At 60.3% G+C, this 25,678-nt stretch carries 21 protein-coding genes and 2 pseudogenes; 8 read left to right on the top strand and 15 right to left on the bottom strand.

Going from position 1 to position 25,678, the window contains the following annotated elements:
- Positions 1 to 14: 14 nt before the first annotated feature.
- Positions 15 to 1,862: a relaxase/mobilization nuclease domain-containing protein gene (locus GTH33_RS00710; RefSeq protein ID WP_163956531.1), complete on the bottom strand. Its 1,848-nt coding sequence runs from the start codon at positions 1,860 to 1,862 to the stop codon at positions 15 to 17.
- Positions 1,859 to 2,440, bottom strand: coding sequence for a hypothetical protein (locus GTH33_RS00705; protein ID WP_163956529.1), 582 nt, complete (start codon positions 2,438 to 2,440; stop codon positions 1,859 to 1,861). The genes GTH33_RS00710 and GTH33_RS00705 overlap by 4 nt, the downstream gene beginning before the upstream one ends.
- A gap of 380 nt (positions 2,441 to 2,820) precedes the next feature.
- On the opposite strand from GTH33_RS00705, the gene GTH33_RS00700 reads away from it, so the two are divergent.
- Positions 2,821 to 3,042, top strand: coding sequence for an antitoxin VbhA family protein (locus tag GTH33_RS00700; RefSeq protein WP_208404267.1), 222 nt, complete (start codon positions 2,821 to 2,823; stop codon positions 3,040 to 3,042).
- Positions 3,043 to 3,053: 11 nt separating this feature from the next.
- On the opposite strand, the gene GTH33_RS00695 is transcribed toward GTH33_RS00700, so the two are convergent.
- The 8 genes and pseudogenes from GTH33_RS00695 to gntA form a co-directional block, all read right to left on the bottom strand.
- Entirely contained in the window at positions 3,054 to 3,365 is a 312-nt protein-coding gene (locus GTH33_RS00695) for a hypothetical protein (RefSeq protein WP_163956527.1), read from the bottom strand.
- Positions 3,366 to 3,620: 255 nt separating this feature from the next.
- Positions 3,621 to 4,073: a hypothetical protein gene (locus tag GTH33_RS00690; RefSeq protein WP_163956525.1), complete on the bottom strand. Its 453-nt coding sequence runs from the start codon at positions 4,071 to 4,073 to the stop codon at positions 3,621 to 3,623.
- 614 nt (positions 4,074 to 4,687) lie between these two features.
- Positions 4,688 to 4,843, bottom strand: a pseudogene (locus GTH33_RS18065) (transposase); the annotation flags it as partial.
- 464 nt (positions 4,844 to 5,307) lie between these two features.
- Positions 5,308 to 8,460, bottom strand: coding sequence for a helicase-related protein (locus tag GTH33_RS00675; RefSeq protein ID WP_163956519.1), 3,153 nt, complete (start codon positions 8,458 to 8,460; stop codon positions 5,308 to 5,310).
- 222 nt (positions 8,461 to 8,682) lie between these two features.
- Entirely contained in the window at positions 8,683 to 8,889 is a 207-nt protein-coding gene (locus GTH33_RS00670; RefSeq protein ID WP_249054811.1) for a ComEA family DNA-binding protein, read from the bottom strand.
- Complete coding sequence (locus tag GTH33_RS00665) at positions 8,886 to 9,380, bottom strand: nucleoside deaminase (RefSeq protein WP_163956516.1); 495 nt, start codon at positions 9,378 to 9,380, stop codon at positions 8,886 to 8,888. The genes GTH33_RS00670 and GTH33_RS00665 overlap by 4 nt, the downstream gene beginning before the upstream one ends.
- Positions 9,377 to 10,063: a DUF1989 domain-containing protein gene (locus tag GTH33_RS00660; protein WP_163956514.1), complete on the bottom strand. Its 687-nt coding sequence runs from the start codon at positions 10,061 to 10,063 to the stop codon at positions 9,377 to 9,379. Before GTH33_RS00660 ends, GTH33_RS00665 begins: the two co-directional genes overlap by 4 nt.
- Entirely contained in the window at positions 10,060 to 10,740 is a 681-nt protein-coding gene (gene gntA / locus GTH33_RS00655; protein WP_163956567.1) for a guanitoxin biosynthesis heme-dependent pre-guanitoxin N-hydroxylase GntA, read from the bottom strand. Before gntA ends, GTH33_RS00660 begins: the two co-directional genes overlap by 4 nt.
- A 231-nt stretch (positions 10,741 to 10,971) precedes the next feature.
- Here gntA and GTH33_RS00650 point away from each other — a divergent pair, with 231 nt between their 5' ends.
- Positions 10,972 to 12,438: an aminotransferase class I/II-fold pyridoxal phosphate-dependent enzyme gene (locus GTH33_RS00650; protein ID WP_163956512.1), complete on the top strand. Its 1,467-nt coding sequence runs from the start codon at positions 10,972 to 10,974 to the stop codon at positions 12,436 to 12,438.
- 257 nt (positions 12,439 to 12,695) lie between these two features.
- Positions 12,696 to 12,962: pseudogene (locus GTH33_RS17970) on the top strand (transposase); the annotation flags it as partial.
- 143 nt (positions 12,963 to 13,105) lie between these two features.
- Here GTH33_RS17970 and GTH33_RS00640 read toward each other — a convergent pair.
- The 5 genes from GTH33_RS00640 to gmd form a co-directional block, all read right to left on the bottom strand.
- Complete coding sequence (locus GTH33_RS00640; RefSeq protein ID WP_249054809.1) at positions 13,106 to 14,047, bottom strand: site-specific integrase; 942 nt, start codon at positions 14,045 to 14,047, stop codon at positions 13,106 to 13,108.
- Positions 14,048 to 14,716: 669 nt separating this feature from the next.
- Positions 14,717 to 15,853, bottom strand: a complete 1,137-nt coding sequence (locus tag GTH33_RS00635) for an acyltransferase family protein (protein WP_163956508.1) — start codon at positions 15,851 to 15,853, stop codon at positions 14,717 to 14,719.
- A gap of 161 nt (positions 15,854 to 16,014) precedes the next feature.
- On the bottom strand, positions 16,015 to 16,410 hold the full coding sequence (locus GTH33_RS00630; protein ID WP_163956506.1) for a hypothetical protein: 396 nt from the start codon (positions 16,408 to 16,410) through the stop codon (positions 16,015 to 16,017).
- Between the two features lie 23 nt (positions 16,411 to 16,433).
- Positions 16,434 to 17,375 carry a GDP-L-fucose synthase family protein gene (locus GTH33_RS00625; protein WP_163956504.1) on the bottom strand — a complete coding sequence of 314 codons (942 nt, stop codon included), beginning with the start codon at positions 17,373 to 17,375 and terminating at the stop codon, positions 16,434 to 16,436.
- Between the two features lie 3 nt (positions 17,376 to 17,378).
- Positions 17,379 to 18,443 carry a GDP-mannose 4,6-dehydratase gene (gene gmd / locus GTH33_RS00620; RefSeq protein WP_163956503.1) on the bottom strand — a complete coding sequence of 355 codons (1,065 nt, stop codon included), beginning with the start codon at positions 18,441 to 18,443 and terminating at the stop codon, positions 17,379 to 17,381.
- A gap of 219 nt (positions 18,444 to 18,662) precedes the next feature.
- Here gmd and GTH33_RS00615 point away from each other — a divergent pair, with 219 nt between their 5' ends.
- The 5 genes from GTH33_RS00615 (at position 18,663) to GTH33_RS00595 (ending at position 25,668) form a co-directional block, all read left to right on the top strand.
- Positions 18,663 to 20,093 carry an O-antigen ligase family protein gene (locus GTH33_RS00615; protein WP_163956501.1) on the top strand — a complete coding sequence of 477 codons (1,431 nt, stop codon included), beginning with the start codon at positions 18,663 to 18,665 and terminating at the stop codon, positions 20,091 to 20,093.
- A gap of 123 nt (positions 20,094 to 20,216) precedes the next feature.
- A complete protein-coding gene (locus GTH33_RS00610) occupies positions 20,217 to 20,933 on the top strand; it encodes a polysaccharide biosynthesis/export family protein (RefSeq protein WP_163956498.1) in 717 nt (238 codons plus the stop codon).
- Between the two features lie 14 nt (positions 20,934 to 20,947).
- The gene (locus tag GTH33_RS00605) at positions 20,948 to 23,155 is read left to right on the top strand and encodes a GumC family protein (RefSeq protein ID WP_163956496.1); all 2,208 of its coding nucleotides are present in this window, start codon (positions 20,948 to 20,950) and stop codon (positions 23,153 to 23,155) included.
- The gene (locus GTH33_RS00600) at positions 23,142 to 24,371 is read left to right on the top strand and encodes a hypothetical protein (protein WP_163956494.1); all 1,230 of its coding nucleotides are present in this window, start codon (positions 23,142 to 23,144) and stop codon (positions 24,369 to 24,371) included. The genes GTH33_RS00605 and GTH33_RS00600 overlap by 14 nt, the downstream gene beginning before the upstream one ends.
- A 43-nt stretch (positions 24,372 to 24,414) precedes the next feature.
- Entirely contained in the window at positions 24,415 to 25,668 is a 1,254-nt protein-coding gene (locus GTH33_RS00595; RefSeq protein WP_163956492.1) for a hypothetical protein, read from the top strand.
- The last annotated feature ends 10 nt before the right edge of the window (positions 25,669 to 25,678 follow it).

Genomic DNA, 25,678 nt, shown 5'->3' with positions numbered 1-25,678 from the left:
AGCGAAGAAAGGCCTTAGCGACCCGGTCCGCCACGGTCCTGCTGTCGCTCGCGGTCCCGGTCCATCTCCAGTAGCCACCGCTGGAGCATCTGCTCGGGCGTTGGGTGCTCGCTGCGCTTCAGCCCCAATTCGGGGGCGCAGCGCTCGAGTTCATCACGCAGGGCTGGATCATGATAAAGATCGTCGACCATGTGTCCCCTGAGGATCCTGACCATGGGATCACCCAGACTCCTTTCAATCTCGACCTTCCACCAGCGCTCCATGAACCGCTCGGCGCGGAGCTTCGGATCTTGGTCGACCTGCGCTTCCACGGCCATCGCTTCGAGCGACCCACGCACATCACCGGCAGCGGCATCGTGGACGAGCATCGGATTGCGCTCGATCGCGGTCACGAAGTGACGCAGGCCATTGTACCGTATGGCATCCAACGCCTCGCTGGTTTGCTCGAGCGCCGCCAATTGATGCGGCAGCACCGGAAGCCCCCTTTTCTGCATCCCGGCGACATCCACGACTGCGCGGGCATAAAGCTGGATCGCGCCGGCCAGATCACGCCGGTTAGTGCTTTCGGGTAGATGATCCGGGCGGGATATTCCGCGTGGCTCCGCTGGTCCTTGCGGCTTCGCTGGCTGCTGCTGATCTGCCCTCATGGATGGGGCGGCAGAGGGCGCACGCGCCTTCAACTTATCGCTGAGAGCTTGAAGCCTGCTGATGCCGGTATCGGACAATGGCTTCGCCAAATCGGAAAAACGCGCCCGCACGCGCGCTGCCGCACGTTCCGCCTCCTGCTCACGTGCCAGACGCACCGCTCGGGCCGAATTAGGCTCGGGAGACGGCATCGCCATGACGAACTTCTCGACGCTCTGTGCGACGAATTGATCGGCCACGTTGGGTGACTGCGACAGCAAGGCGAAGGCCTGGATGTGCGCCGATCGGATCGATGCATGGCGGCGTGCAAGCGCGGCTTGCGCCGGATCGATGACGCCCTGTTCTCGGAGCCGTGCCGCGCGCTCGGTCCGACTTTTATCGATGCGCGGCACCTCTCCTTTCGCGCGCACCTTGCGGGCAGCGATCGGCTCGTGGACCGGATCGATACCCCGTGCCCGGGCCGGTGTCGCGTTCGCCTCGATGCCGCGGACACGCAGCTTCTGGGCGAAACGCTGGCGGTAACGGAAGAGATCGTCGCGATCCGGATTGAAGCGTCGACCATCGAGATCGCGCCGCGCGATGGTCAGGTGGACGTGCGGATGATCGCGGTCGACGTGCAGCGAAGCGACCCACGATCGGTTGGCGAATTCGGTGCGTGCAAAGTCGAGCGCGGCCTCCTGCAACCGCTCGGGGTCGGTGCCCGCCGGCATCGACAGGATCATCGAGATCGACGTCGCGCCCTTTCGCCGACCGTCGCCACCCATCTCCCACTCGTGCCAATCCTGCGCCAGAATTTGCATGTCTCGGCCATCGCGAAGGACGTCTTCTTCGCTTGTATGAAGCGCCAATTCCTTGCCCGCGCCGTGTCCCAACCGGCTGATGTAGGCGAAGTTTGCGAGCACATGGCCACTGCCGGTCTGCCGCCCGGTCACTCGAACCATGACCTCGGGCACGCCGCGCGCGGTACGCTCCAGCGTCCTGATCGCACGATCGCTGACCCGCTCTTGGGCGCCGCTTCCGAACGCATGCTTCAACTGCGGACTGGTCGTAAAGTCGGCGCGCCCTGCGCCCCCTTTCGGTAGCAGCAGCGCGATCGCGGAACCGCCCGTGGTTGCGCCTTTCGCTCTCCCACCGCCGCTGCCCGGACGGTGCTTGCGAGGCGGCGCATACACACCCGCGAGCTTATCGAGGGTCCCGGAAGAAAGCTGGAAGCTCATTCGTCGGCAGCCTTGGATGCGCTGGTCCAGTAGCTGACTTCGGCGCTAGCATAGGACGTCAACTCTCGTCGCATAGCGAACAGCAGGGTCTTCAATTCGGCACACGTCTCGAGGAATGGCGCAGCAATTCGCGCCACATCGAGCGAGCTCTCCGGCTGGTTTGCCGCGTTCATCGCGTGCACCGCTTGATTGATGTTGCGACCGATCGCCATCACCTGCTTGCGCAGTTTCTTGAGCTCGTCCTGGCTGATCGAGGCGAGGCGCAGGTTGCCGGCCTTGTCCCAGAGTTGCCAGCGCAGCGCCCGCTTAATCCATGCATGACGACTGAGCCTGAGCGGTGCGCCGACCGTGTCAATCGCCTCGACCTCGCTGCGATGCAGCCGCACTGTGACGCGAATATATTCATCGGGAAGCCCCCTGCCCTGAACCGGTAGCACTGGTACGGCCTGGCTCTCGTCCGACACCGCCGCTCGAAGAAGGACGTTGGCGATCCATGCGCTGCGGGTCTGCCCGTTCGCAGCCGCGACGCGGTCGATCGCGTCGGCCAGTACGTCAGATACTCGCGTTGTGACGATCATCTCTCGAGCCCCGTGCAGCGACGCCAACCAAGCCGATGTATACATCGGTGCCGGTTGGCATATCCTGCCATCCCTTCCTTAGCTGCATTTCCTTGAATCGACTAGCCTTCTTCCCAGGTCATAATCTCAGCGGGCGCGGAGGAGGTTGTGTGATCAGGAAAGCCCTCGTTTCGATTGCATGACGAGCCGCCGAGGCGCAGGCCTGCTCACCCTCAATGATCATATTTCGCGCGCACACTGAGCCACGTCATCGCCCATCCGGCTCGCGCTAAAAGCTCTTTCATGGTACAGGTTTTGATCTGCCGGTGATGCTTCAGAACGACGCATTTGGTCCCGATCCTGAGGCATCGCCGCGGTAGTTCAACGGAAGGACAGCACCCTTGAACGGCATCAACTCAGCCTCGCCTGCTCAGCCTTCGATCAGCGAAGATGAGCGCGTTCGTCGACAGCGGGAGGTCGATTTCGCACGAGGATCTATCCGCTACGAAGGAGGCATTCTCTCAGGTGAGATCGAGCGCCTGAACGCCAGCTATGTCGCCGGCGAGATCAGCAGCGTTGAGCTGACTGCAGCCATCCTGGCATCCGATACCGCGCGTCGATAGTACTCTGACCGTCACACGTTGGTCGGTATCGTCCGCGTAATTCCAGGAGCGTCAGGCAGCAGAAACATGGCAATGGACTGGCCCCGCCGATCGTAGACGGCGACCAGCATTTCGACGTCGAACTTGATCTCATAGGCGTCGGCCGACAGCCCTACTTTCCCCACCTTGCGGATCGTATCCGGCAGTTCGGACGCGGCGATGATGGTGCGCAACTCAGCCATTCTCGCAAGGCTGATGACGACGCCCAGCTGCCGTGCCGATCGTCGGCCGAGCTGGTCGGCGCGAAGCTGGAGACGATCGGCACGTTGCTCGGAACGGAGCACTTGGCCGCGATGATTATGCTTTCGGCTCACCGGATGTACGCTCTCCACGGGGCATCGAAACCGCGGCAATTTCGAAGGAAACGTGACATCCTCAGCTGCAACCGGCAATGCGTAACAGCGCAAGCAGAACCGCTTCGGCGCCTACGACGACAAGCACGATGTTGCGGGTTCGAAGGCTTCGGCGAAAACCTGCGGCCGCTTCCGTGTGGCCTCGCTTTCTGACCCGCGATTGTAGTCCCTCACCTGCACCCATGCTCATGCCTCCCGGCTTAATACTGCCAACGCTTTTGCCACTTCGGCGCGTGGAACAGGCTCTCGGCTTGAACCGGGTCTTCCCTCGCGGCGCTCGTACAAAGACAGCACTCTTGGCGGCAGATGGAGCATAGCCATGCGGCCTGTGGGATCACCGGAACGCCCGACGACTGACAGCAGGAGGTGCTCGATCAGGCGGTCTACGGCATGACCGATGGTGCTGCGGGACAAGCCACTTTCCTCGACTAATTCGGAGTATCTGAGCGGTACGAGCCGAACAAAAGCGCCGGGCTTTCTGGCAAGCGTATTGAAGACGCGGCACCCCGACATACCGATCGCGCCGCTGTTGCGCCCGCCCTCCCCCTTGGTTTCGATATCGAAGGCCATCACGATCCACTCGACCAGTTTGAGTGCATCGAAATAGTGTTGATCGTTGCTTTTATCCGGGTCCGTCATACCGCCTCCTGATTGAGGAAGAGGCAGTGCCCGGCCGTGATAGCCGGGCGTTAGGAACCCTGCGCGCAGCACAAGGCGCTGCCGCCTTTGGGCAGAGCCTTGGACATGCGCGACAGCCACCCGGCCGAGAAGCTCTCGACCGGCTGCGCATCAGAGGGGTTCCTACGCCCCGGGGACGGGCCTTCACCGTCCTTGCTTACAGGATCGCAGATGCGGGACCGCTGGGCAATGCCGATCGTTTGTTAGGCAACATGGCACACACCGTCGACATCGTGCCGTTTTGGCCGACCTAGACCCGCATGCTGGACGAGATGATTAGTTACTTTCCCTGGGCAGGATCGCGCTGCCGACGATGTCGTACGTTGCTCCACGTCGATCTGGAGGCGCTACAGGGGCGGTTGGGTAGCGAAGTAAGCCCGCCCATCGTGGACAGGATGTCAGCGTCTGGCTTTTGGTTCGCAGACTTGAAGGAGCGGTGGGGTACGGTGTGACCTGAGCCCTCCGGATTGGTTCATTATTCGAGAAATTCCCGGTTAGGTTTGGCAAGTGCCGGACGAGGGAATCCGTTAATGGAAAAAGTCGAAGTTCAGCGAGCAGCAGATAGCGTTCAGCCACTTAAGCCGGACGTTCTCCTCCTCCAGCACTTTCAGGCGTTTCATCTCCGACGGCATCAGCCCTCCGTATTTGCTACGCCATCGCTAGTAGGTCTGGATCGATATGCCGGCCTTCCGGCAAACCTGCTCGACCGTTGTTCCATCCTCGGCCTGCTGAGGATGGTGGCGAACCTCAGCCTGGACAAGGAGATGCTACAGGATGTCATGCGCCGAAAAATGTAAGGCCTGATCGAGCCCGGGAGATCGTCGGCTATTTGCAGGCGAGCTACCAAGTTAGCGAACGGCGAGCCTGCAGCGCATTTCCGATCAATCGATCAATCCAGCGCTATCAGTCCCGCCGCCTCGATCAGGCCGGCCTCAAGATGCAGATCAGGGAGTGACTGCGACCCGTGTTTGCTACGGGTATCGACGCATCCATGTGCTACTCCGGCGGGAGGGCTGGAAGATCGACCACAAGCGCAATCATCGGCTGTATCGCGAACTCGGGCGGCCGACGAAGTCGACGAGTGCATGACCCTGGCCGCCATCCGCCCCCTTCATGCTGCCGATCGCCCGGACACGCCCGGCGGTCGAACCGATCGTACACGGTCGTCGACGGGCCATGCCACCGGGCTGCCCGATCAAACGTGGATTTCGCCCAGCAATTCGCGAACCCGTTCGCTCCGCGCCAGAGGATCGGCGATACGCTCCCGTACGAGCCAACGCCGTTTCGAGGACTGGAAGGGTTCGGACAATCGCGCCTTGGGATCGCCGAGCGTGAAGGCGAGGGCCCCCGGACCGGCATCGATCTGACGGACATCCGCACCGGAGGCCAGCAACCTGATCCGCGCCGTCTCGATCAGCTGGGCAGCGGCCGGGGGCAATGCACCGAAGCGATCTTCGAGTTCCGACGCGAAAACCTCCAGCGCGCCGACCTCGGTCAGGTGCGCAAGCTGGCTGTACAGCGTCAATCGCACGTCTGTCTCGGGTATCCATTCTTCCGGCAGCAGGCCACCGAGACCCAGATTGAGCACCGGTTGCCACTGCTCCGTCTCCTCACCGCGCGCCGCCTTCAGCGCTTGGCCGAGCAGATGCTGATAAAGGTCGATGCCGATGAGCTTCATGTGACCGGCCTGTTCCTCGCCGACCAGGTCGCCCGCACCACGCATGTCCAGATCGCGGCTGCTGATCGCGAACCCCGCGCCGAGCTGGTCGAACGCCTGTAGTGCACGCAGCCGCTTCAGCGTCGCATCGGCGATCGCGGCATCGCCGGCGGTCAGCAGCATGATCTGGCCGCGCCTGCCGCCACGACCGACACGGCCGCGCAGCTGGTGCAGCTGCGACAATCCGAAACGGTCGGCGTGATGCACGATCATCGTGTTCGCGCGTGGCACGTCGAGACCAGCCTCAATGATGTTGGTCGCCAGCAGGATGTCGCCGTCTCCCGCCGCAAAGGCGGTCATGGCGTCGTCGAGCTGGCTCGCTTCCATTTTGCCATGGGCAACGACCAGGCCCAGCTCCGGCACCAGCTTGCCCAGCTTGTCCGCCAACGGCGCGATATCCTCGATGCGGGGCACGACGACGAAGCTTTGCCCGCCGCGGGTTCGCTCGCGTTGCAGCGCCCGGCGGACGGCCTGGTCGTCGAAGCTGCCGATCGTCGTGCGGATCGGCTGCCGGCGGGCGGGCGGCGTCGCGATGATCGACATCGCCTGCAGGCCGACCATGGCCGATTGCAGGGTGCGCGGTATCGGGGTCGCGCTCAACGTCAGGACATGCCCGGCGCCCATGGCGTGCAGATCCGCCTTGGCCTTGGCGCCGAACCGCTGTTCTTCGTCGATGACGACGAGTGCGAGGTCGCGGAACGTAACGGCCTTGCCGGCGACCGTGCTGGTCGCGACGACGATGTGGATGGAGCCATCGGCAAGGCCGGCACAGACCCGCTTGCGCTCGGCAGACGTGGACAGCCGCGACAGGCCGGCGACGGTCAGGCCCGTCCCCTCGAAGCGCTTGGCGAATGTCGCGAGGTGCTGCCGGATCAACACCGTGGTCGGCGCGACGACCGCGACCTGACGGCCGGCCAGCGCGACGATTGCCGCCGCACGCAGCGCCACTTCGGTCTTCCCATAGCCGACATCGCCGACCACCAGCCGGTCCATCGGCCGCCCGCTCGCCAGGTCGCTCCGCACCGCGGCGATGGCGCGCGCCTGGTCCGGCGTCTCCGAAAAGGCGAAGCCGGACGCAAATCGTTCGTAGGCCGCGTTGTCGGGAACGATCGGATCGCTCGTCCGCGCATCGCGTTCGGCAGCCAGCGCCTGCAACCTGCGCGCGCTCTCGGCGATCGCCGTATCGATCCCGACGCGACGCTTCGTCCAGCTACCCCCATCGAGCGCATCGCGCTTCACGGCATCGGCATCGGCGCCATAGCGCCAGATCCGGTCGGCCTCCGCTACCGACACGAGCCGCCGGGCACCCTTGGCATATTCCAGCACGATCGCGTCGGTCGAGGATGTCTCGTCCAGCTGCACGGCTTCCAGCCCGACGACGGCGCCTATGCCATGGTCTTCGTGGACGATGAGATCGCCGACACGCAGTTCGGCGCCTTCTCCGAACGCCGATGCGGACGCCGGGTGGGCATCGTCGAGTTTTGCCCGGCTCCCCAGCAGATCGGCCGCGGCGACGACGGACATGCCGTCATGGACGAAGCCGTGATCGAGCGGCGCGACGAGCATCGAGGCCGTGCCGGCCGGCTGTGCAGCCGCATCGGCGAACGAGCGCGCATCGGCGATATCCAGGCCGATGCGCGAGGACAGGAAGCGAAGGTCGCGGGCCGATCCGGCGATGAGCAGATTGCCCTCGGCAAGCGCTGCCCTGGCGAAGCTGCGGAACGCGCGCAACGGATCGCGCCGTTCGACGAACCGGGGCGTCGGCAATACGGCCTCGGGCGACAGCAGGCTGTGGCGATCCGCGATCGCGGCCTCCCACATCGCCTCGTCGACCAGTTCCGCCTGTGACCGGCGCCGTGCCGATCCGTCCATGGCCAACGCCAGGAACCGATCGCGCCGGTTCGCCACGCCGGGGTCGAGGAAGATGTCGGCGTCCGGCAGGTGCGCCGTGATCGTCACGCCGTCGCCCAATTCCGGCTCGCTCGCACGCCCGATCGTCACCGATTCCAGATCGCCCGACCCGAGCTGGGTCACCGCATCATAGGATCGGATTCCGGTGATATGGCCATCGGCGAACTCGATCCGCACCGGATAGGGATGATCGGCAGGAAAGATGTCGATCACGCTGCCGCGGATCGCGATCTCGCCGGGCTCGTCGACGCGGTCGTCGACCAGATAGCCGATGCTCTCCGCGATGGCGGGCAGCGTCTCGATATCGATACGGTCGCCGACCGCAAACACGGGCGGCATTTCGTCGAAGGCATCCGGCGCCGCATAGCGTACCGCGCTGGCTTCGGCGGACAGCACCAAGAGCACGGGATCGTCCGGTCGCGCCGTTGTCCCGTCCCGCAAGCGACGAAGCGCTTCGACCCGCCGCCCGACGTTCGCGGCGCTTGGTGGGGCGGCATCGCCCGGCAAGGCATCGCTCGCGGCGAGGTGGACGACCGTCACGGCCGGCGCGAACGCCTCCGCAAGGCGGGCGATCGCTTCGGCCCTGGCGTCATCGTCGACGACGACGATCGATCGCTTGCCGCCGGTCGTCAGAACCCTGGCGGCGACACTGGCGGCCGGCAGCACGGTTATCCGCGTCCGGTCGCTCGCGATTATCGCATCATCGGTCCGCTTCAACATGGCCACTCTCCGGGGCCAGCTTGCCCGCCATATGAACGGCAACGATGTTGCGCACGTTCCACTCGTGCCCGGGTCCAACGGATGCGCGGCTGAAAATATACTTCCGGGGCTGGCGGGAACCAACGGGTATCCGCCGTGGCTGCGCTCGCCCGGCGCGTCATCGAGGCAGGACAGCTGTCGGAATCACTCCGCCCCCTGTCTCTGGCTTGCACGGCCAATGCTTCAGGACGCTTCGACCGTCAGTTCGGCGCTGATATCATCTGCCTTGCCCGTCATACCTGGCACCTCTGCCAGTTGGCGAAGGTCACTAAAGCCACCACGCTCGTCACGGTAGCGCACGATCTCGAAGCCATGGCCCTTGAGGGCAGGAATAGCATCCAGCTCATCGGCAGTCGCGGTATTGATGTTGATTGGGCCGTGCCGGTTCACAGGTTGGCCTGTTCCTCGGCGGGAAGCTCGGCGTCAGGGCCGTAGTAGAGCGTGGCGCATTGTTCCGCCAGGCAACCACCCTCTATCACTATATCATCACGATAGGCATCCGTGATGAACGACAGCGTATCGACATGCTTCGCCTCGAAGTACATCGGATGAACGTCGTCGCGACCGGCACCGTAGACGACGCGGCCGACCTTCGACCAGATCGATGCCATCGTGCACATCCCGCACGGCTGCAACGTCGAATACAGCGTGGCGCCGCGAAGTTCGAGTTCACCGATCCCTTCGCAGGCCCGCCGGATCGCCATCATTTCGGCATGCGCCGTCGCATCGGGCAGTTCGTGCGTCTGGTTACGCTCTGCCGCGATCACCTTGCCATCGCGCACGATCACGCAGCCCAAAGGCGATGTGGATGGATCCGACCCCTTGGAGCGGGCGACTTCGACCGCCTTGCGCATCCAGGCCTCGTCATCGCTGTCGATCATTGCGCCCCCTCATCGCCGTGCCTGGTCGCAAACACCGGATGCCCGACACCGGTTGCCGGCCGAATGTCCAGCGGTTCGTCATGAACCCGATAGTGGATGGGCTTGAACGATCCGCCGTTCGATGCAGGCGCCGAACACGCGGTGAGGCCGATCACCAGATCCATGTGTGCCACGAAGCTGATGGCGTCGCCTGCCTTGCTGATCGGCGGCAATACCGAGAGCCGGCCGGTCGACGCATCGACCGGCACGTTCATGAAGCAATTGAAGGCGACGGGAATCTGGTCCGGCTCCACCCCGAACGGCGCCAGCGCGGCGGCAAGGTTGCCAAAACAGCCCCGGTGCCGTGGAAGGTCCGGATAAAAATGGTCGAACGTCGCATAGGAGCACGGCGTCAGCAGGAAATCGTGTACGCCGACCGTATCGGCGACGATCTCGAGCATCACGTTCGATCGGTTGGAATAGAGCTTGTGTCCGGTGGTGAGGCGGATCGTCTCGGCATAATCGAGCGTCCGGCCCGACGATATGACCTCACCCAGATCATCGGCGGAAAATGCCAGCAGGTCCGCCACCTGGCACCCACGCGGGTCGATGACGGTGAGGAATTGGCCCTTCGCCAGCCGGAACCCATTGCCGCTCCGTTCGGGAATTTCGACGATCCGATCGTCCGACCGACGAGCGCTCATTCGCCCGAATACCGGAAAGGGCATTGCCAGCCGCTGTCTACGGCCCTGCCGCTATATTGCCGCGCTTCGCTTGCTTCACCATGCCGGGACAGCATCGGATTGCGCGAGCCGGCGAGCACCTCGTCGCGAACCATGATCTTTTCCCGCATCGTCTCGTATTTTCCCTGCTCGCGCAGGGTTTCGAACTGGTCGTGCAGGTTGAAGATCATCGTTGGTCGTGCAAATCGCCGGGCCGGGCGGCTGGCGTGTGGGTGAAGCCCGACTACGAAGAACGCCTCCCCGCCGAAAGACAGCGAGAAATGCGGGTTCGATGGATCGGGACTGACGCGCTTGTCCCACTCCTGTCCCAGCCACACGTCCTTGTCCGACAGCGACTGGATACGCTGCCAGATGGCACGCTCGAAGGCTGCCTCGCTCAAATCGTCGGGACCGGAAAAGACGACGGCGAAGCTGCGAAATAAGGATGGCTCCGCCCGATATTGGGCAGCGAAGCAGCGCAACCGGTCATGAATACGCAAATCGTCCCAGGCGCTGGCAATGTCGCGTGCACCCAGAATGTCGAGCGTGCCCTTCGCCAGCGCCGCCTTGGCTCCCACACACGGAAAGCCATGATCGGCGATATAGGCGGAGAGCAGCAGGGTCGCTTCGTCCTCGCTGGGGTCTGCCCAGCCGAACATCGATGTAGTTGACAGCATGGCAAGAGAACGAGGCGTGCCTGCTGGCGTTCCTGACTCCCGGCCCACCTTGATCCGGGTCAAGCAGAAAAGTCGTTTGAGGTTAATATCATAAGCGCCTCTTCCCGATGATCGCGCGTTGATCCAGCATCGAAAACTTCCCCGGATGCCGATTTCGGCACGCTTCGCGGCATCAGCCGGTCGATGCTCCGTGGGTATATTGGATACGCGACGATGGATCAGCAGCAGGCCCCCTTGCTCGAGGCATTGAAGCAACTCGAGCGACGTCCCATCCATGGTTTTGGCGCCCCCGGCCACCATCAGGGCAATGCCGTCCCCAAGGAGGCCAAGGCTCTGCTCGGCGCCCGTGTGTTCCAGGCTGACGTTATCACCCCCAAGGGGCTCGACGACCGGACCGAGGGTGCGCACGTTCTCCAGCGCGCGCACGAGCTCGCGGCGGAGGCCTGGCAGGCTGACTTCTGTCGGTTCGTGACCGGGGGATCGACACAAAGCCTGCACACCGCGCTGGCCGCAGTGACGCGCCCCGGCGATACCGTGCTCCTTGCCGCCAACGTTCATAAAGCTGAGCGGACCCATGCGCTTGCAGCCGGTCTGAACGCGCAGATCGTGCCCGTCATCATCGATCCCCAGTGGGATATCGAGCACGGCGTTGCGCCAGCGGATCTGCACAAAGCCCTGGACGATCATCCGGACGCGAAAGCCTTCGTGGTGGTTTCGCCGACCTATTATGGCGTCACGAGCGATATCGCGGCATTGGCGGACCTGTGCCATGCGCGCGGCATTCCCCTGATCTGCGATGCGGCATGGGGCGGTGCGTTCGCCTTCTGTGAAGCCCTGCCGCATGATCCGCTGACCAAGGGCGCAGACATCGCCGTCTATAGTCTGCACAAGACGATGGGCGCGCTGACCCAAGGGTCTGCCCTGCTCGCCAAGTCCGGGATCGTCGATCTGCAACGGTTGTGGCTCGCTTACGAGCTGTTCGAAACCACCAGTCCTTCTGTCCCCATCCTCGCCAGTCTTGATGCCGTTCGCCGGGAACATGCGACGAAGGGTGAAGCCCTCTGGAATCCCGTGATCGATCTGGCGGCTACGCTGAGGAAACAGGTAGCAAGCATCGCGGGGCTCCGCGTCTTCGATATCTGCGACTTGCCGATCGACAGTCAGTTGGACGAAACCAAGGTGCTCATCGACATCTCGGCATGGGGTGTCACGGGTTACGCGCTCGACGACTGGCTGATGGCACATCACAGGGTCAGCGTCGGGCTGTCCGACGCTCGCCACCTTCTGGCCGTGCTTTCGTTGGGGACCAGTTCGCGCAACGTCAAAGCCTTGGTGAAAGGCCTGCGTGATGCCGCCAAACAGATCAAGGCCGGTACCAGCGGGCTTCCCGCAGCGCCCGCGGATCTGCCCGGAATCGGTTCTCTTTCGGTGACCATGCAGAACGACCCTGCAGAGGCATTCTTCGGTCCAACGGAACTCGTTCGAATCGAAGAGGCGATTGGCTGTATCGCTGCCGAAATGATCGCGCCAGCCCCACCCGGCGTGCCGCGACTGGTTCCGGGTCAACTGATCGAGCATGCCCACGTCGATTGGCTGGCGGCCAATCGTGATGCCGGTGCGTTCTTCCTCGATCCTGTCGATCCGAACGAGCGCAAGCTACGGGTGGTATCCGCACTGTAGGACGGCCGTTTCCACGCCGACGCCAAACTAGATGGCCCTGGTGGTATACGGGCCTCACAAGACACTCCACAATCGACGGAAGCGCTGGGTGAGCGAAGCGTGTTCATCAGGATGATGGAGGGACTGGCCAGGGCAGACGCCGAGCCGAAGACAGTGATGATCGATGAGATTCACCTGAAGGCGCACCGCACGCCATCGAGCCTGCAGGTGAAAAAGGACCTTAACCGCTGTCCGACAGGTCCTCGTCCGCGACCTCAGGCGACGTGGTCATCATGGACAACCTGTCCAGCCATAAGCGCCAGCGTCCACGACCTGATCGAGGCAGCTGGCGCCCGCCTGCTGCTCCTCCCGCCATACAGGCCGACTTTAACCCGATCGAGAAGGCTTTCCCGCCTCAAGGCCATGCAAAGCTGGCGAGCGGCCCGTGTCGGGCCTGTGGTCGCTCATCGGCAGACTGGTCGATCTGTTCCGGCCGCAGGAATGCGCCAACTACTTCAGCTCCCTGCGGCTATGACCCTGACTGAATGGAACCCGCTCTAAGCAAAACTGACAGCCTATGATTCAAAGCGCGCACAACGTGAAAACACGTAGACGTGTGTGCGTGTATGCGCGTGTGGCTGTATACATGTATACGTGTCTACAATAAGGCGAGCGGCAGTCGTTCAGATCACAAAAATCGATCGCCAGCGTGATCCTTGAACAGTTCGGCGTTGCGGACGTAGTCGGATAGCACCTGCACCGATTTATGACGACTGACCTCCTGAAGCTTGAAGATCGTCGCACCCTGCGCCGCGCCCTCGGTCAAAAACCCAGCACGCAATGAATGGCCCGCGAACTGGGTCGGGTCATAGCCTGCCGCTGCGGCATGCTGCTGCACCAGCCGTGCGATGGCGCGGTCGGACATCGCGGCCGGGGTCAGTGCATCCAACCGCGACAGCCGGCGGAACAGCGGCCCTTCCTGATGCCCAGCGGCCGACATCCAGTCGAGCAGCAATGCCTTCGGGCGGATCCGCGATCCTTCCGGAATGGCGATCACCGCGCCATGTCCATCGCGATCGGTCTTCGAGCGCGCGATCGTCAGCCGCAAGCCTTCCGGTACTATGCCGACATGCGCGACATCGAGCGCGACGATCTCGGATCGGCGCAGCGCCGCGGCCATGCCGACCGCCAAGATCGCACGATCTCTTACCGCCCTGAGGCCGTCGCCCTCGATTGCGGCGAGCATATTACGCAGCGCAGCAGCATCGGCAGGCCGCTTCTGCCGCTTCATCCCACCATGTTCAGCGCGAATACCGGCGAGCACCTCCGCCAACCGTCCGGCGGTCGGCATCGCCGTCGGCGCCGGATAGCCGTTGCTGCGATGGTGATGCCCGATCGCTGCCACGCGTCGGCTGATCGTCGCCGGATTAAGCCCGGCGGTCGCCTGATCGCTGGCGAACACCGCAACGACATCCGGACTGGCCGGTAGCGGGCTCAGATCATGCGCGGCGCACCAGGCGGTGAATATCGCCCAGTCAGAATCATACACCCGCCGCGTCGCGCTCGATCGCGCCGCCTTGGCGTACGCCGCGGCCCGCTCGATCTTTGCGTTGAGGATCGCCGGAAGCACGGGTTGTGTTTGCAGGGCCGGCAGGACGATCTCGGGCGGACGGTCATCCGTATCGCTCAACGGTGGAAGCGGGGCCATTGGCCACGTGTGCCATGCGCTTTTTGATGGCGCCAGCCTTTTGTCCGAGAATCATTGTTATCGGACACAGAACTGGTATAATAAGCTCGCGCATAAACTGCTGCACCATAGGTAGTGTCTGCAACGAGCTGGACCGGCTAAGTGATGTCAAGCAAGGATTCAACATGCTGATGTCGACAATGTTGCCAACGGCAAAACAAAACCGACCACTTGACCACACTCGTTGCTCGGGCAGGGGTTCTTGCGGATCAGACCATCATGCAAGCCGCCTATTATCAATGTAGCAACGCGATTGTGCGCAAAACGAATTGGCTGTTACTTCAGGTACTACCTGACGTGTAATTGCTTGGTACCACACCAGCGTAGTTAAAGAAATCACGCTGAAATCTTCAACTCAATCGAAAACTCACTTAGCTATAGGCTGTCGCCTATGGCCTAGGCTCAACTGGGCAATCGCGCTGCTGGCAACAAGCCTTCATTGCATCCGTATGCTCGCGCTCATCAATTAAACCACCCCGTGGTTAGAAAGGTTCAACTGATGCACCCCCCTTAAAAAACCAAAAAGAGCTTTCATTTTTAAAGAAAGAGATATTACCGCGAATCTAGCGTCATTTTCTTTGTTACATATTTTGCCATTCGATGACTTGGACTCTCTAAGCAGCGCTGACATATGTCAGCAACGACTATCGCAACTGGAAAGGACCCCAACAAGCTAGCGCTTAAACCAGTTATTGGCGCCAATATATATACAACACATGTTATTGTAATAACGTGTGTAAGATACAAGCTATACGATATCTTACCGAGATAGACCAGAAGCCTACCGACCATAAAATCGTATAATTTACTTGGTGTTATCGCCACCCCAATCAGAGCAACAGCGCCAATACCATTTAGGATAAGCAAAGCTACGCTGTAATATCCTGTAATATTATTTGTCGTGGATGGACTTATTGTCAGTAATATTAACGCTAAGACCGTTATAGCTGCGAACGACGACTTAGATAGGTTCTCTAAATAGTTCTTCGCACGCTCAATGTTTTTACAAAAAATAATACCAATAATAAAAAAGTAGATATATACTCCCGTCTGCGACAGCGACAGTAAAAATCCACCTTGTGGCAAATTCTTATTCAAAGTAGCACATATTAACATTATTAATACCGAGACCACCACGCTCACAAAGGGGGCAAACTCAGCGGCAATTAGCATAGCGGGAAATATAAGTGATATTCTAATTTCATGCACTAAACTCCACATCGGGTTATCCAAGTCACCTGACCGTCCGGTCATCAGCAGGTGATCTAATATATTTGCCGGTGTAGCCCCTATGCTCCAATTATAAAGAAACCACTCTGATGCACCCTTTATATGGCTATGAGGTACAACGATGCTTAAAATCGCAGAAACGCCGATTACAACAGCAAACGGCAGCCAAATCCTAATAGCCCTGGATGACACAAACCCAATGTAGCTAGGTCTCCGCGGCGACGATAAATTAAGGGATAGAACAAATCCGCTCAACACAAAGAACAGCAGAACCGCCGAAGGTCCACTTATAAAGATTCTAAGAGGCGTAGCATATAACCATGCCATGGGATAAGAAAATCCGTCATGGAATATGGCGCGCCTGTCTTCCTGAGACCCCGGAAGTACAAGCAAAGTATGATAAAAAAGAACAACTAGCGATGCTAATCCGCGCAGCGAATCCAAGGATTTATAGCGCATCACATTCCTTAAATATCAAACCAAGTGCTTTTAAATATTTCACCATTGCACATGGCGTTATTCAGCGAGATCGCCTTTACATTTTCTGTCTGGCTATCTAAAAAATAAGCTTGGTCCGGAAAAAATATTGCGAGGCATTCATGCCCCCCCCCCCCCACCGCTTAATTGGTAAATTCTTGCCGAATACTACTTAGTTCAGCCTGGGCAGCCAGCAATCCATTCTCGTAATCAGTCATCCCAGCGGCAAAACTATCGCGCAATCGACAATCGTCTTTACGCCCGATATCAGCTTCTCTTTTCTCGTCAAGTTGCATGAAGCCGTTAGCCTCATCTCGCCAACTGTGATTAAAGACTTGAGAAAACCGCGATTTAATAAACGCAAACCGCTCGTCCAGTTCACGCAGCCTATCAAACCGGCGTTCATCTTGACAAAGAAAGCGCCGTGCTAATGCACGGCCTTCGTCTGCGCGGCGCAATGATAGTTCAGCTTGCTGCTCCGTCCTACTCAAGGGGGCAGGGACCTGATAGGATAGCACCTGCAGGAGTGACAGAGCCATAAGAATCATAGCCGATCACTCCCTCAGTTCTTATTACGTATCTCGGCAGCAAGGTAACTCTTGTAAGCTTCCACAATCCCGTCACGCAGGCTAGTCTTCGCCCGCCAACCCTGTTCGGCAAGCCGGCTGACATCCATTAGCTTGCGTGGCGTGCCATCTGGTTTAGACTTATCGTGCTCGATCGGGCCATCATAGCCGATTACATCCATCACTAGGCGGGTCAAATCCAAGATAGAGATATCCTCTCCCACGCCGATGTTGAGATGCATGTCACCTGAGTAGTGCTGTATCATATGCAGGCAGGCGGCGGCACAATCGTCGACATAAAGGAACTCACGCCGCGGTGTACCGGTCCCCCAGACCACCACGGGGCTGCCACTGCGCTTGGCGGCATCCACCTTCCGGATCAACGCGGGCATGACATGGCTTGAGGCCAAGTCGTAATTGTCCCCGGGCCCATACAGATTGGTGGGCATCGCTGAGATATAGTCTCGGCCGAACTGGCGTCGATAGGCCTGGGCCATCTTGATCCCGGCGATCTTGGCGATCGCATACCATTCGTTGGTCGGCTCAAGCGGCCCGGTCAACAAGGCCTCTTCGCGCAGCGGCTGCTCGGCCAGCTTGGGGTAGATGCAGCTCGATCCAAGGAAGAGCAGCTTTTCTACATCCGTCGCATGGGCGCCGGCAAAGATCGCGGTTTCGATTTGCAGGTTCTCTACCAGAAAATCGACCGGGGCGGTATCGTTGGCCAGGATACCGCCCACCTTGGCCGCTGCCAGGAACACCGCATGGGGGCGTGTGGCGGCCATCCAGTCGCCGACCGCGCGGGCGTCGCGCAGATCAACCTCACCACGGTTGACCGTCAGGATTTCGCAATCCTTATCGGCCAGCGCACGAATGATGGCCGATCCGACCATGCCGCGGTGCCCCGCCACCCATACGCGCTTACCGGCGAGCGAATACATCGATCAGGCTCCCTTGCCGATCGGCGCCGTGCGCATCGTCTCAATATCCGCAAGCACCATTTCGCGAGCGAGATCGCGCGGCGAGGTTTCATGGGACCACCCGAGCTGCTCCCGAGCCTTGGTCGGATCGCCGATCAGCAAATCCACCTCGGTAGGCCGAAAATAACGTGGGTCGACCGCGACGCGCAGCTTGCCCGTCGCCTTGCAATAACCCTTTTCCTCGACGCCCTCACCGCGCCATTCCAGATCGATGCCGGCATCGGCGAACGCCCATTCGACAAACGTACGCACCGGCGTCGTCTCGCCCGTGGCCAGAACATAATCGTCGGGGATGTCCGCTTGGGTGATCATCCACATGCCCCGGACGTATTCACGCGCATGACCCCAGTCACGCCGCGCATCGAGATTGCCGAGGTACAGCATCTCTTGGCGACCATGCTTGATCGCAGCGGCCGCACGCGTGATCTTGCGCGTCACGAACGTTTCGCCGCGCAGAGGACTTTCGTGGTTGAACAAAATGCCGTTGGAGGCGTGAATGCCATATGCCTCGCGGTAGTTCACCACGATCCAGTAGGCGTAAAGCTTCGCCGCTGCATAAGGGCTGCGCGGGTAGAACGGCGTCGTCTCGCGTTGCGGGACCTCCTGCACCAGACCATACAGCTCGGACGTGGAAGCCTGATAGAAGCGCGTCTTCTTTTCCATGCCGAGGATGCGAATTGCCTCCAACAGGCGCAGGGTCCCGATCGCATCGGCATTCGCGGTATATTCGGGCGTTTCGAAGCTCACCTGGACGTGGCTTTGCGCAGCCAGGTTATAGATTTCGTCCGGCTGGGTTTCCTGCACCAGTCGGATCAATGCGGTGGAGTCGGTCATGTCACCGTAATGGAGCGAGAAATGCGGATCCTCGACATGCGGATCCTCGTAAATTTCCTCGATCCGCCCGGTGTTGAATGATGAGGAACGCCGCTTCATACCGTGAACCCGGTAGCCCTTCTCCAGCAGCAGTTGCGCCAGATACGCGCCGTCCTGACCCGTAACTCCGGTAATTAACGCCGTTTTACCCACCATCAAACCTTCCCAATCTGTCGAGGCGTGCGTACACACCGATAAGCGTCGCCTATAATGCCTGAGCGGCAGAGTTACAGCACAATCCTGACATCGTCGTTAGCCCGCTTCTGGCGCCCTTTCGCGCTCACGGGATATTGCTGATCGCCCGGTGCCCCGGGCGGGTCCGCCGCCATCCGCCACACGCTTGTGGGAGATGATCGATGATGACAAAGGCATTTCATGATTGGTGATACAGATGCGCCTTCGCGGCGGTTGCGCTTCGCGGGCATCAGCGCACTCGTGGTGCTGTGCGTATTATTTGGCGGATCGTCGCGCGCGGACAATATGTCCATGCTGGTTCTGCGACCGCTGGCCGTGCTTGTGACGATCGGTGCACTGCTTTTTCCCGGACGTCGGAACTGGCAGGGATTATCCGTCCCGCTGATCTTGCTGGGGGCCCTTGCCGCCGTCATAGCGTTCCAGCTTATTCCCCTTCCGCCGGCATTATGGTCCGCCCTGCCGGGACATGCCCGCTTCCTTGAAGCAGCGATGGCGACAGGCCAGGCCCAACCCTGGCGGCCTATCAGCGTGGCACCCGACATGACGCTGAACAGCTTGGTGGCGCTGGTGATACCCTTATCCTTGCTGGCAAGCACAGCCCTGCTGACGCCTCGGGAGAGGGTCGATCTGCTGCCTGTGTTGCTGGTGTTGATGATTGCCAGTGCCGTGCTGGGTATCGCTCAATGGGCAGGATCGGAAAACAGCCCGCTCTATCCTTATCGTCAATCGGGGCGGTACCAGCCGCTCGGCTTTTTTGCCAATCGCAATCATCAGGCCGTGTTCCTGGCCATGGCGCTGCCTCTCCTCCGGATATGGGCGGTGCTGCCGAGCGGCTTGGTCCATCAGGCCCGTACCCGCGCGTGGCTGGCCGGTGCGGCGGCTCTTCTGTTGTCCGTGGTGGTGCTCGCAACCGGGTCACGATCTGGCGCAGTGCTGGCTGCCTTGGGCGGAGCGACGACACTGATCATCACCCCGCCAGCCTGGCGGGAGTTGCTGCCGGTGGGCGGCGCTTCCCGAACGCGGATCCTGATCGCGGCTGCAGCAGCCGCACTTGTCGCCGCGGTCATCGCAAGCATCGCCGTCCTTGGCAGAGCGGTTTCGCTTACCAGACTCTACCAGGTCGGTCAGGTGGAGGCGGATTTGCGTATCCAGTTCCTACCAATCGTCCTTCGCATCACACGCGATTACCTGCCTTTTGGTAGCGGCTTTGGAACCTTCGATCCGGTGTTCCGGATGTACGAGCCGCTCTGGGCACTCAAGCCGACCTATTTCAACCATGCGCATAACGACATACTCGAGCTGGCGCTGACCGGCGGCATCCCGGCCGTCCTCGTGCTGATCGCGGCACTGATCTTCGTGGTCCTGCGCGTCAGGGCAATCGTGACATGGGGACGCCGGCGCCTCGGTTCGGCTGTCGCGCTCACCGCCCTGCTCCTGATACTGATCGCAGTGGCAGCCAGTCTGACCGATTATCCCTTGCGGACCCCGGCAATGACCATGGTCGTGACATTAGCCTGCATATGGCTTGCCGCCCCGCTTGCCGAAGTTCGCTTTCCTACCGGAGTACGGCAGACGTCGAACAAAACGCAGCCCCGTAAACGCCGCAAATAAAGGCCGCCCGGTCTCGCCTGAAACCAGGCGAGGCGACTTCCTAGATTGCCTTCGATGCGCCGCCTGCCTAATGGGTTCAGAAGACTACCGCCGCTCGTGGTCAGAAGGGTAATAGTAGGACGTATGTCGATCACGCGGTTATTATCAGGGCTGGCGGGCGCGCTCGTGCTTGCATCGTGCGCCGATGCGCCTGCGCTGGTCGGACGGCCCGGCCTCACCATCGTATCGCAGGAGCACGAGCTGCCTCCCCCGGCAACGGTGGATCTAATATCCGAGCCGCGCTCCTATGTCATCGGGCCGCTGGATCGCCTGTCGGTCGACGTCTACGGTATCGCCGAACTCAGCCGCAGCATTCAGGTTGATCCCAGCGGCCGGATCGCCATGCCGTTGATCGGTGCCATGGATGCGTCCGGCAAAACGCCCGCGACATTGGGCGCCGATATCGCCCGGCGTCTAGGCGCCCGTTATGTTCGCGATCCGCAGGTGACCGTCAACCTCACCGAAACGGTAAGCCAAGTCGTTACCGTCGAAGGCGCGGTAAAGACCCCCGGCCTTTACCCGGTCACGGGACGCATGACCCTTATCCGTGCGATCGCCCGGGCAGAAGGGACGACCCAATATGCGCGTGAAAATTATGTGGTCGTGATGCGTCGCGTCAACAACAGGGACATGGCCGCGCTGTACGACCTGCGGGCTATCCGCCAAGGTATGTACGCCGATCCCCAGATTTATGCCAATGACATTGTCCTAGTCGGCGAGTCCAGTGCTCGCCGTGTCTTCAGCGACATTGTTTCGGTGTCGCCGTTGCTGGCAGCGCCGCTTGTCGCTCTACTGAACTGATGCAGGGCGTTCCAATGAAGAGTGTGGATCATGTACGGGACGTTCCGGGGCGCGCCTTGGCAGCCGTTCGGACTGGTAACGTCGAACCGGGCGTTGGCCATATCGTCAAACGCTATCTTTCGATCGCCCGGCGTCGCAAATGGGCCGTCATCGGTGCGGTCTGTACCTTTCTGCTGCTGGGCCTAATCATTACGCTGCTAACGACGCCCAAGTACACGTCCGTCGCGACACTTGAAATACAGCGCGAGACGCGCAACTTTACCCAGGTTCAGGGCGCACAGGCCGACGAGCAGCAGAGCAGTGCGAATGACCAAGAATATTACGAAACCCAATATGGCCTGCTGAAAACCAGGTCGCAGGCCAATGCCGTTGTGGAAGCCCTGCATCTGCAGGACAGCGCGAAGTTCTTCGACATGTTCGGGAGCTCGGAAAAGCTCTTCCCGAACGGTCGTCCGATCGGCGGCAATGCGGCGCGCCTAGATCGCATTTCTAAAGCCAGCACTATTCTCTTGAAGAACTTCACGGTTTCCCCGGAGAGGCTGTCCCGGCTGGTGCGTATCAGCTTTACGAGTCCGGATGCCGCCTTCTCCAAGAAGGTTGTCGAAACCTGGACCGCGCAATTCATCTCTACGACCCTGGCACGTCGTTTCGAAACGACGGCTTATGCCCGGAAATTCCTTGAGCAGCGTCTGACGCAACTGCGCAGTCGGATCGACGAGTCCGAACGCCAGCTTGTCGCCTATGCCGCGCAGCAGGGGATCGTGAATTTGCCTGCCTCCACGCCATCGCAAGGAGAAGGCGGGCTGAGCGGCGAACGGTCGTTGGCCGTCGACGATCTATCCACTCTCAATCGCGAGCTTGTCCGGGCGACCGCGGATCGTATCCAAGCGCAAAGTCGCCTTGGTGCAGCCGACGATCCCGAAACCGCGGCAAACACTGCTCTGCAAAATCTGCGCGAACGACGTGCGGACGTTGCGGCCGACTACGCCCGCCTGCTGACGCAGTTCCGATCCGACTATCCGCCCGCCAAGGCACAGCAGAGCCAGCTGGCGCAGCTCGATCGTGCAATCGCGGCCGAGGAAAATCGAGGCCGTCGCCGGCTGCAGGACGCCTACCAGGCCAGTATGAAGCGCGAAGCGGAACTGACTTCGCGGGTGACCGCACTCAAGGGCAACGTGCTTGATGCCCGTCGCCGTAGCATCCAGTACAATATCTACCAGCGCGATACGGACACCAACCGTCAACTCTATGACGCTCTCTTACAACGCTATAAGGAGATTGGGGTCGCAGGTGGTGTCGGCGTCAATAACATTTCCGTGGTTGAGCAGCCGGAAGTCGCCGAACGCCCTTCCAGCCCACGCCTGATCCTCAATCTCTTCATATCCTTACTGGCAGGCTTGGCAGTCGGCGCCGGTCTGGCACTGATCCTTGAGCAGATCGACGAGGCCATCGACGATCCAGCGGAGATCGAAGAGATGCTGGGCATTCCGCTGTTGGGAACCACCCCGAGAACGGATGTGGAACCTCTAGAGGCGCTGGCCGATCCAAAATCGGCGCTTACCGAAGCGTATCTATCACTGCGCACTACTCTCAGCTTCGCGACAGATCATGGCGTTCCTTACGTCTTCTCGGTATCCAGTACGCGTGCAGGCGAAGGCAAGTCGCTGACCAGCTATGCACTTGCGCGGCTGCTTGCCCGTCAGCAGCGCCGCACGTTGCTGATCGATTGTGATATGCGCTCCCCATCGGTGCATCACGAACTGGGCATCCCCAATGGGCCGGGCTTGAGCAATTATTTGGCAGGCGCGACGTCAGACATCGATTCGCTCCTCGTCAAAACAGCCCACGACGGATTGATCGTGATGACGGCAGGGCCTCAGCCGCCCAGCGCGCCTGAGTTGCTTTCCGGCCAGCACTTCAAGACGTTGCTGGAAAAGCTTCAGGACCGTTTCGACCATGTCGTGGTGGATGCTCCCCCGGTAATGGGGCTGGCCGATGCGCCGTTGATCGCCAGCCAGACCGAAGGCACGTTGTTCGTCATCGAATCGCACGGTACTAAGAAGAGCATGACCCGCGTGGCGATCGCGCGTCTGCAGGCAGCCAATACGCCTATCCTTGGCGTCGTTCTGACCAAGTTCGACCAGAAGCGTGCGGCTTATGGTTATGGGTACGACTATAGCGAGCGATACGGCTATGGTAACTCATCAGATGCCCGTGCCTGACCGGGCATATGGCGAAGCGGCTCTTTGGCGCATCCCAGCGGTTCTAGCAGGTGGCACGGCGCTGCTGTGGGTAACGCTTGGCGTCACGCTTGCCCAAGTCAAAATCGGCGATCATGGCATCGGTGTACCTATCATCTGGCCCTTTGCCGCCGAACCGCGGGTACGTACCGCCGAAATGCAACTGGCCAGCCAGAACACGTCGGCCGCCAAAAAGACCTTTGCCGAAGCTGCCGCGGTCCTGCGGCGCGAACCAATCAGTGTCGCGGCCGCCCGCGTCGCTGCCTTGAGCGCCGGAGCATATGGCGACGGTGGGACCTCTCGGCGCTTGCTCGCCTATGCCGAGAAACTTTCGCGTCGCGATCTGGGCACCCAGGTCGGATTAATTGAATATGCCGCCGCTGACGGCAATCTCCCCGTCGCGTTGCGCCATTATGATACGGCACTGAGAACCGGGGAAAATGCAGCCCAACTGCTCCTGCCGGTACTAATAGAGGCGTCGCATAGCCCCCAAGTCGCAAAGCCTCTAGCGCAGATCCTGTCGAGGCAACCGCGCTGGCGCGTGCGCTTCGCCTTTTCCCTAGTCACCAGCCATCCGTGGGCACCGACCTTCACCCCACTGCTGATCGCCGCACGTTTGAACATCGCCGATCCTGTGGAGCACGATCTCCTGACGCGCGCGGTGGACGGTCTGGTTCAGCAAAATGCCGTCGCCAATGCCGCGCAGCTCTACGAGCAGGCCACGGGGTCACGCCTTGCCAACATGGTAAGGAACGGCGACTTTTCAGCCGAGGATCGGGTGCCTCCCTTTGACTGGAACATAGCCGATGAACCCGGACTTGGCGCTATCAAGGGCCCGATTGATACCGCACCCTATCGGAACGCTTTGTCGCTCAATGCCGACCCTGGACGTTCGGGCGTCGTCGCCAGTCAGCTTACCATACTGCGTGCCGGCCGTTACCACATTCGTTTTCTCGCTGGCGCGACAAGCAGCAGCGGCCAGCCCGAAGTGTCGCTGACCTGCAGCGGGGCGAATAGTCCGCTTTTTCGTCTCGCTTTTCCGGTCTCGAACAAGCCGCGCCAAGTCGAGGCCGACTTTGCGATACCGTCAGATTGCTCTAGCCAGTGGTTTACGATCAAGGCGGCTACTAGCATCGATGCCACCCGCGAGGTGGCAGGAACGCCCTGGATCACCGACATAAACGTAATTCCGGCATGATCCACGTCAGCGGCAAGGCGACACTGTGACAAACGCGTTCCTGATGATCGGATTCTGGCCGATCGAACTGCTAGCCATAATATGGGCGGTGCGGCGAAGCGGCTTTCTACCGTTTCCCCACGGTACCATGCTGTACCTGTTCACTGCACAGATCGTGCTCGCCTTGCACGCTTATGGTTTTTTATACTACAGTTTTGTGCGCATATTTTCAACATATGCCTACATTCATCACTTTTCCTCAATGTTTCTATTGCAGGCGATCATGCTGTTTTCGCTTTGCCTGCTTGTTCCGAAATCCAGCATATCAATAGGCGAATCGGTACGCACACTTAAGGTCAAGGATAGCGTATTCTGGATATTCATTGTCGTCTTCTATTTCTGCTGGCTTGTTACGAGCTTATGCATTGATTGGTCGATCGTTTGGAGCAATAGCATCTATCTGACGATGACTGACCCTGAAAAGGCTCTGGTCATCAACAATGGTCTTACGCGCCTGATCTTCACGCTGGTGGGACCATTCGGCTTGGTCGGGGCGGCCGCACTCTCCTTTACCATGTGCTCCGGGCGTTTAAGACTAAGTCTAGCCCTGATCCCCATCATGACCTGGTCCTTCTTCTTCGCCCTGTCCGCGCATTCGCGCGGGTCCGCAGCGTATCTGATCTTAGCCGGGTTGATTGCCGCCATGTTCCCCCGGGCGCGTGTCGCCGCGGTGGGCCTGATGGTTGTCGGCTTCCTGACCACCTTATCCGTCCTATGGGGGCGGGGCTCGGGCAACCACGGCCTTGCCTCCCTTCCCACCTATTTTAGCAATATCGTCGCCTATTACGACGTCTCCGGACTCGACGCGGTCAGCAATGTCTACGAAGGCATCTTCGTGACAGCGGAATACTTCTCCCGCACCTTCCAATTCAACAACCTTTACAAGATTTTGTCGTTCTCACCGCTCGTCAGCTTCATCGATGGATACGATACCGCCCGCGACCTCTACGCTATTCGACTAGCCGCTTATGTACCAAATTCCGCAGTAAGCGAGGTCCTTTCTTTTGGAACCCCATATGCTATGCTTTACTTTGGTGTTTTTCTATGGTCGGGATACTATTCGGCAAAGACTCTCTCGAAAAGCCCTACCCTGCTGACGCTAGGCCTGAATACCCTGATGTTTTTCGGCAGCTATCTACAGTTCGCCTATGATACCCGAACTAATTTTAGATCTTTTTTCTATATTGGTTTAATCTGCTGGTTTATTATCCGAAGGCAAAGGCAAATGACCTCGACTATGGCGCTCCGGCGCCCATAGCCGCTCGAAA

It is taken from the genome of Sphingomonas insulae, from assembly GCF_010450875.1.
GTDB classification, from domain to species: domain Bacteria; phylum Pseudomonadota; class Alphaproteobacteria; order Sphingomonadales; family Sphingomonadaceae; genus Sphingomonas; species Sphingomonas insulae.
The sequence above is the reverse complement of the archived record's forward strand: the minus strand, read 5'-3'. Positions and strand labels throughout refer to the sequence as shown.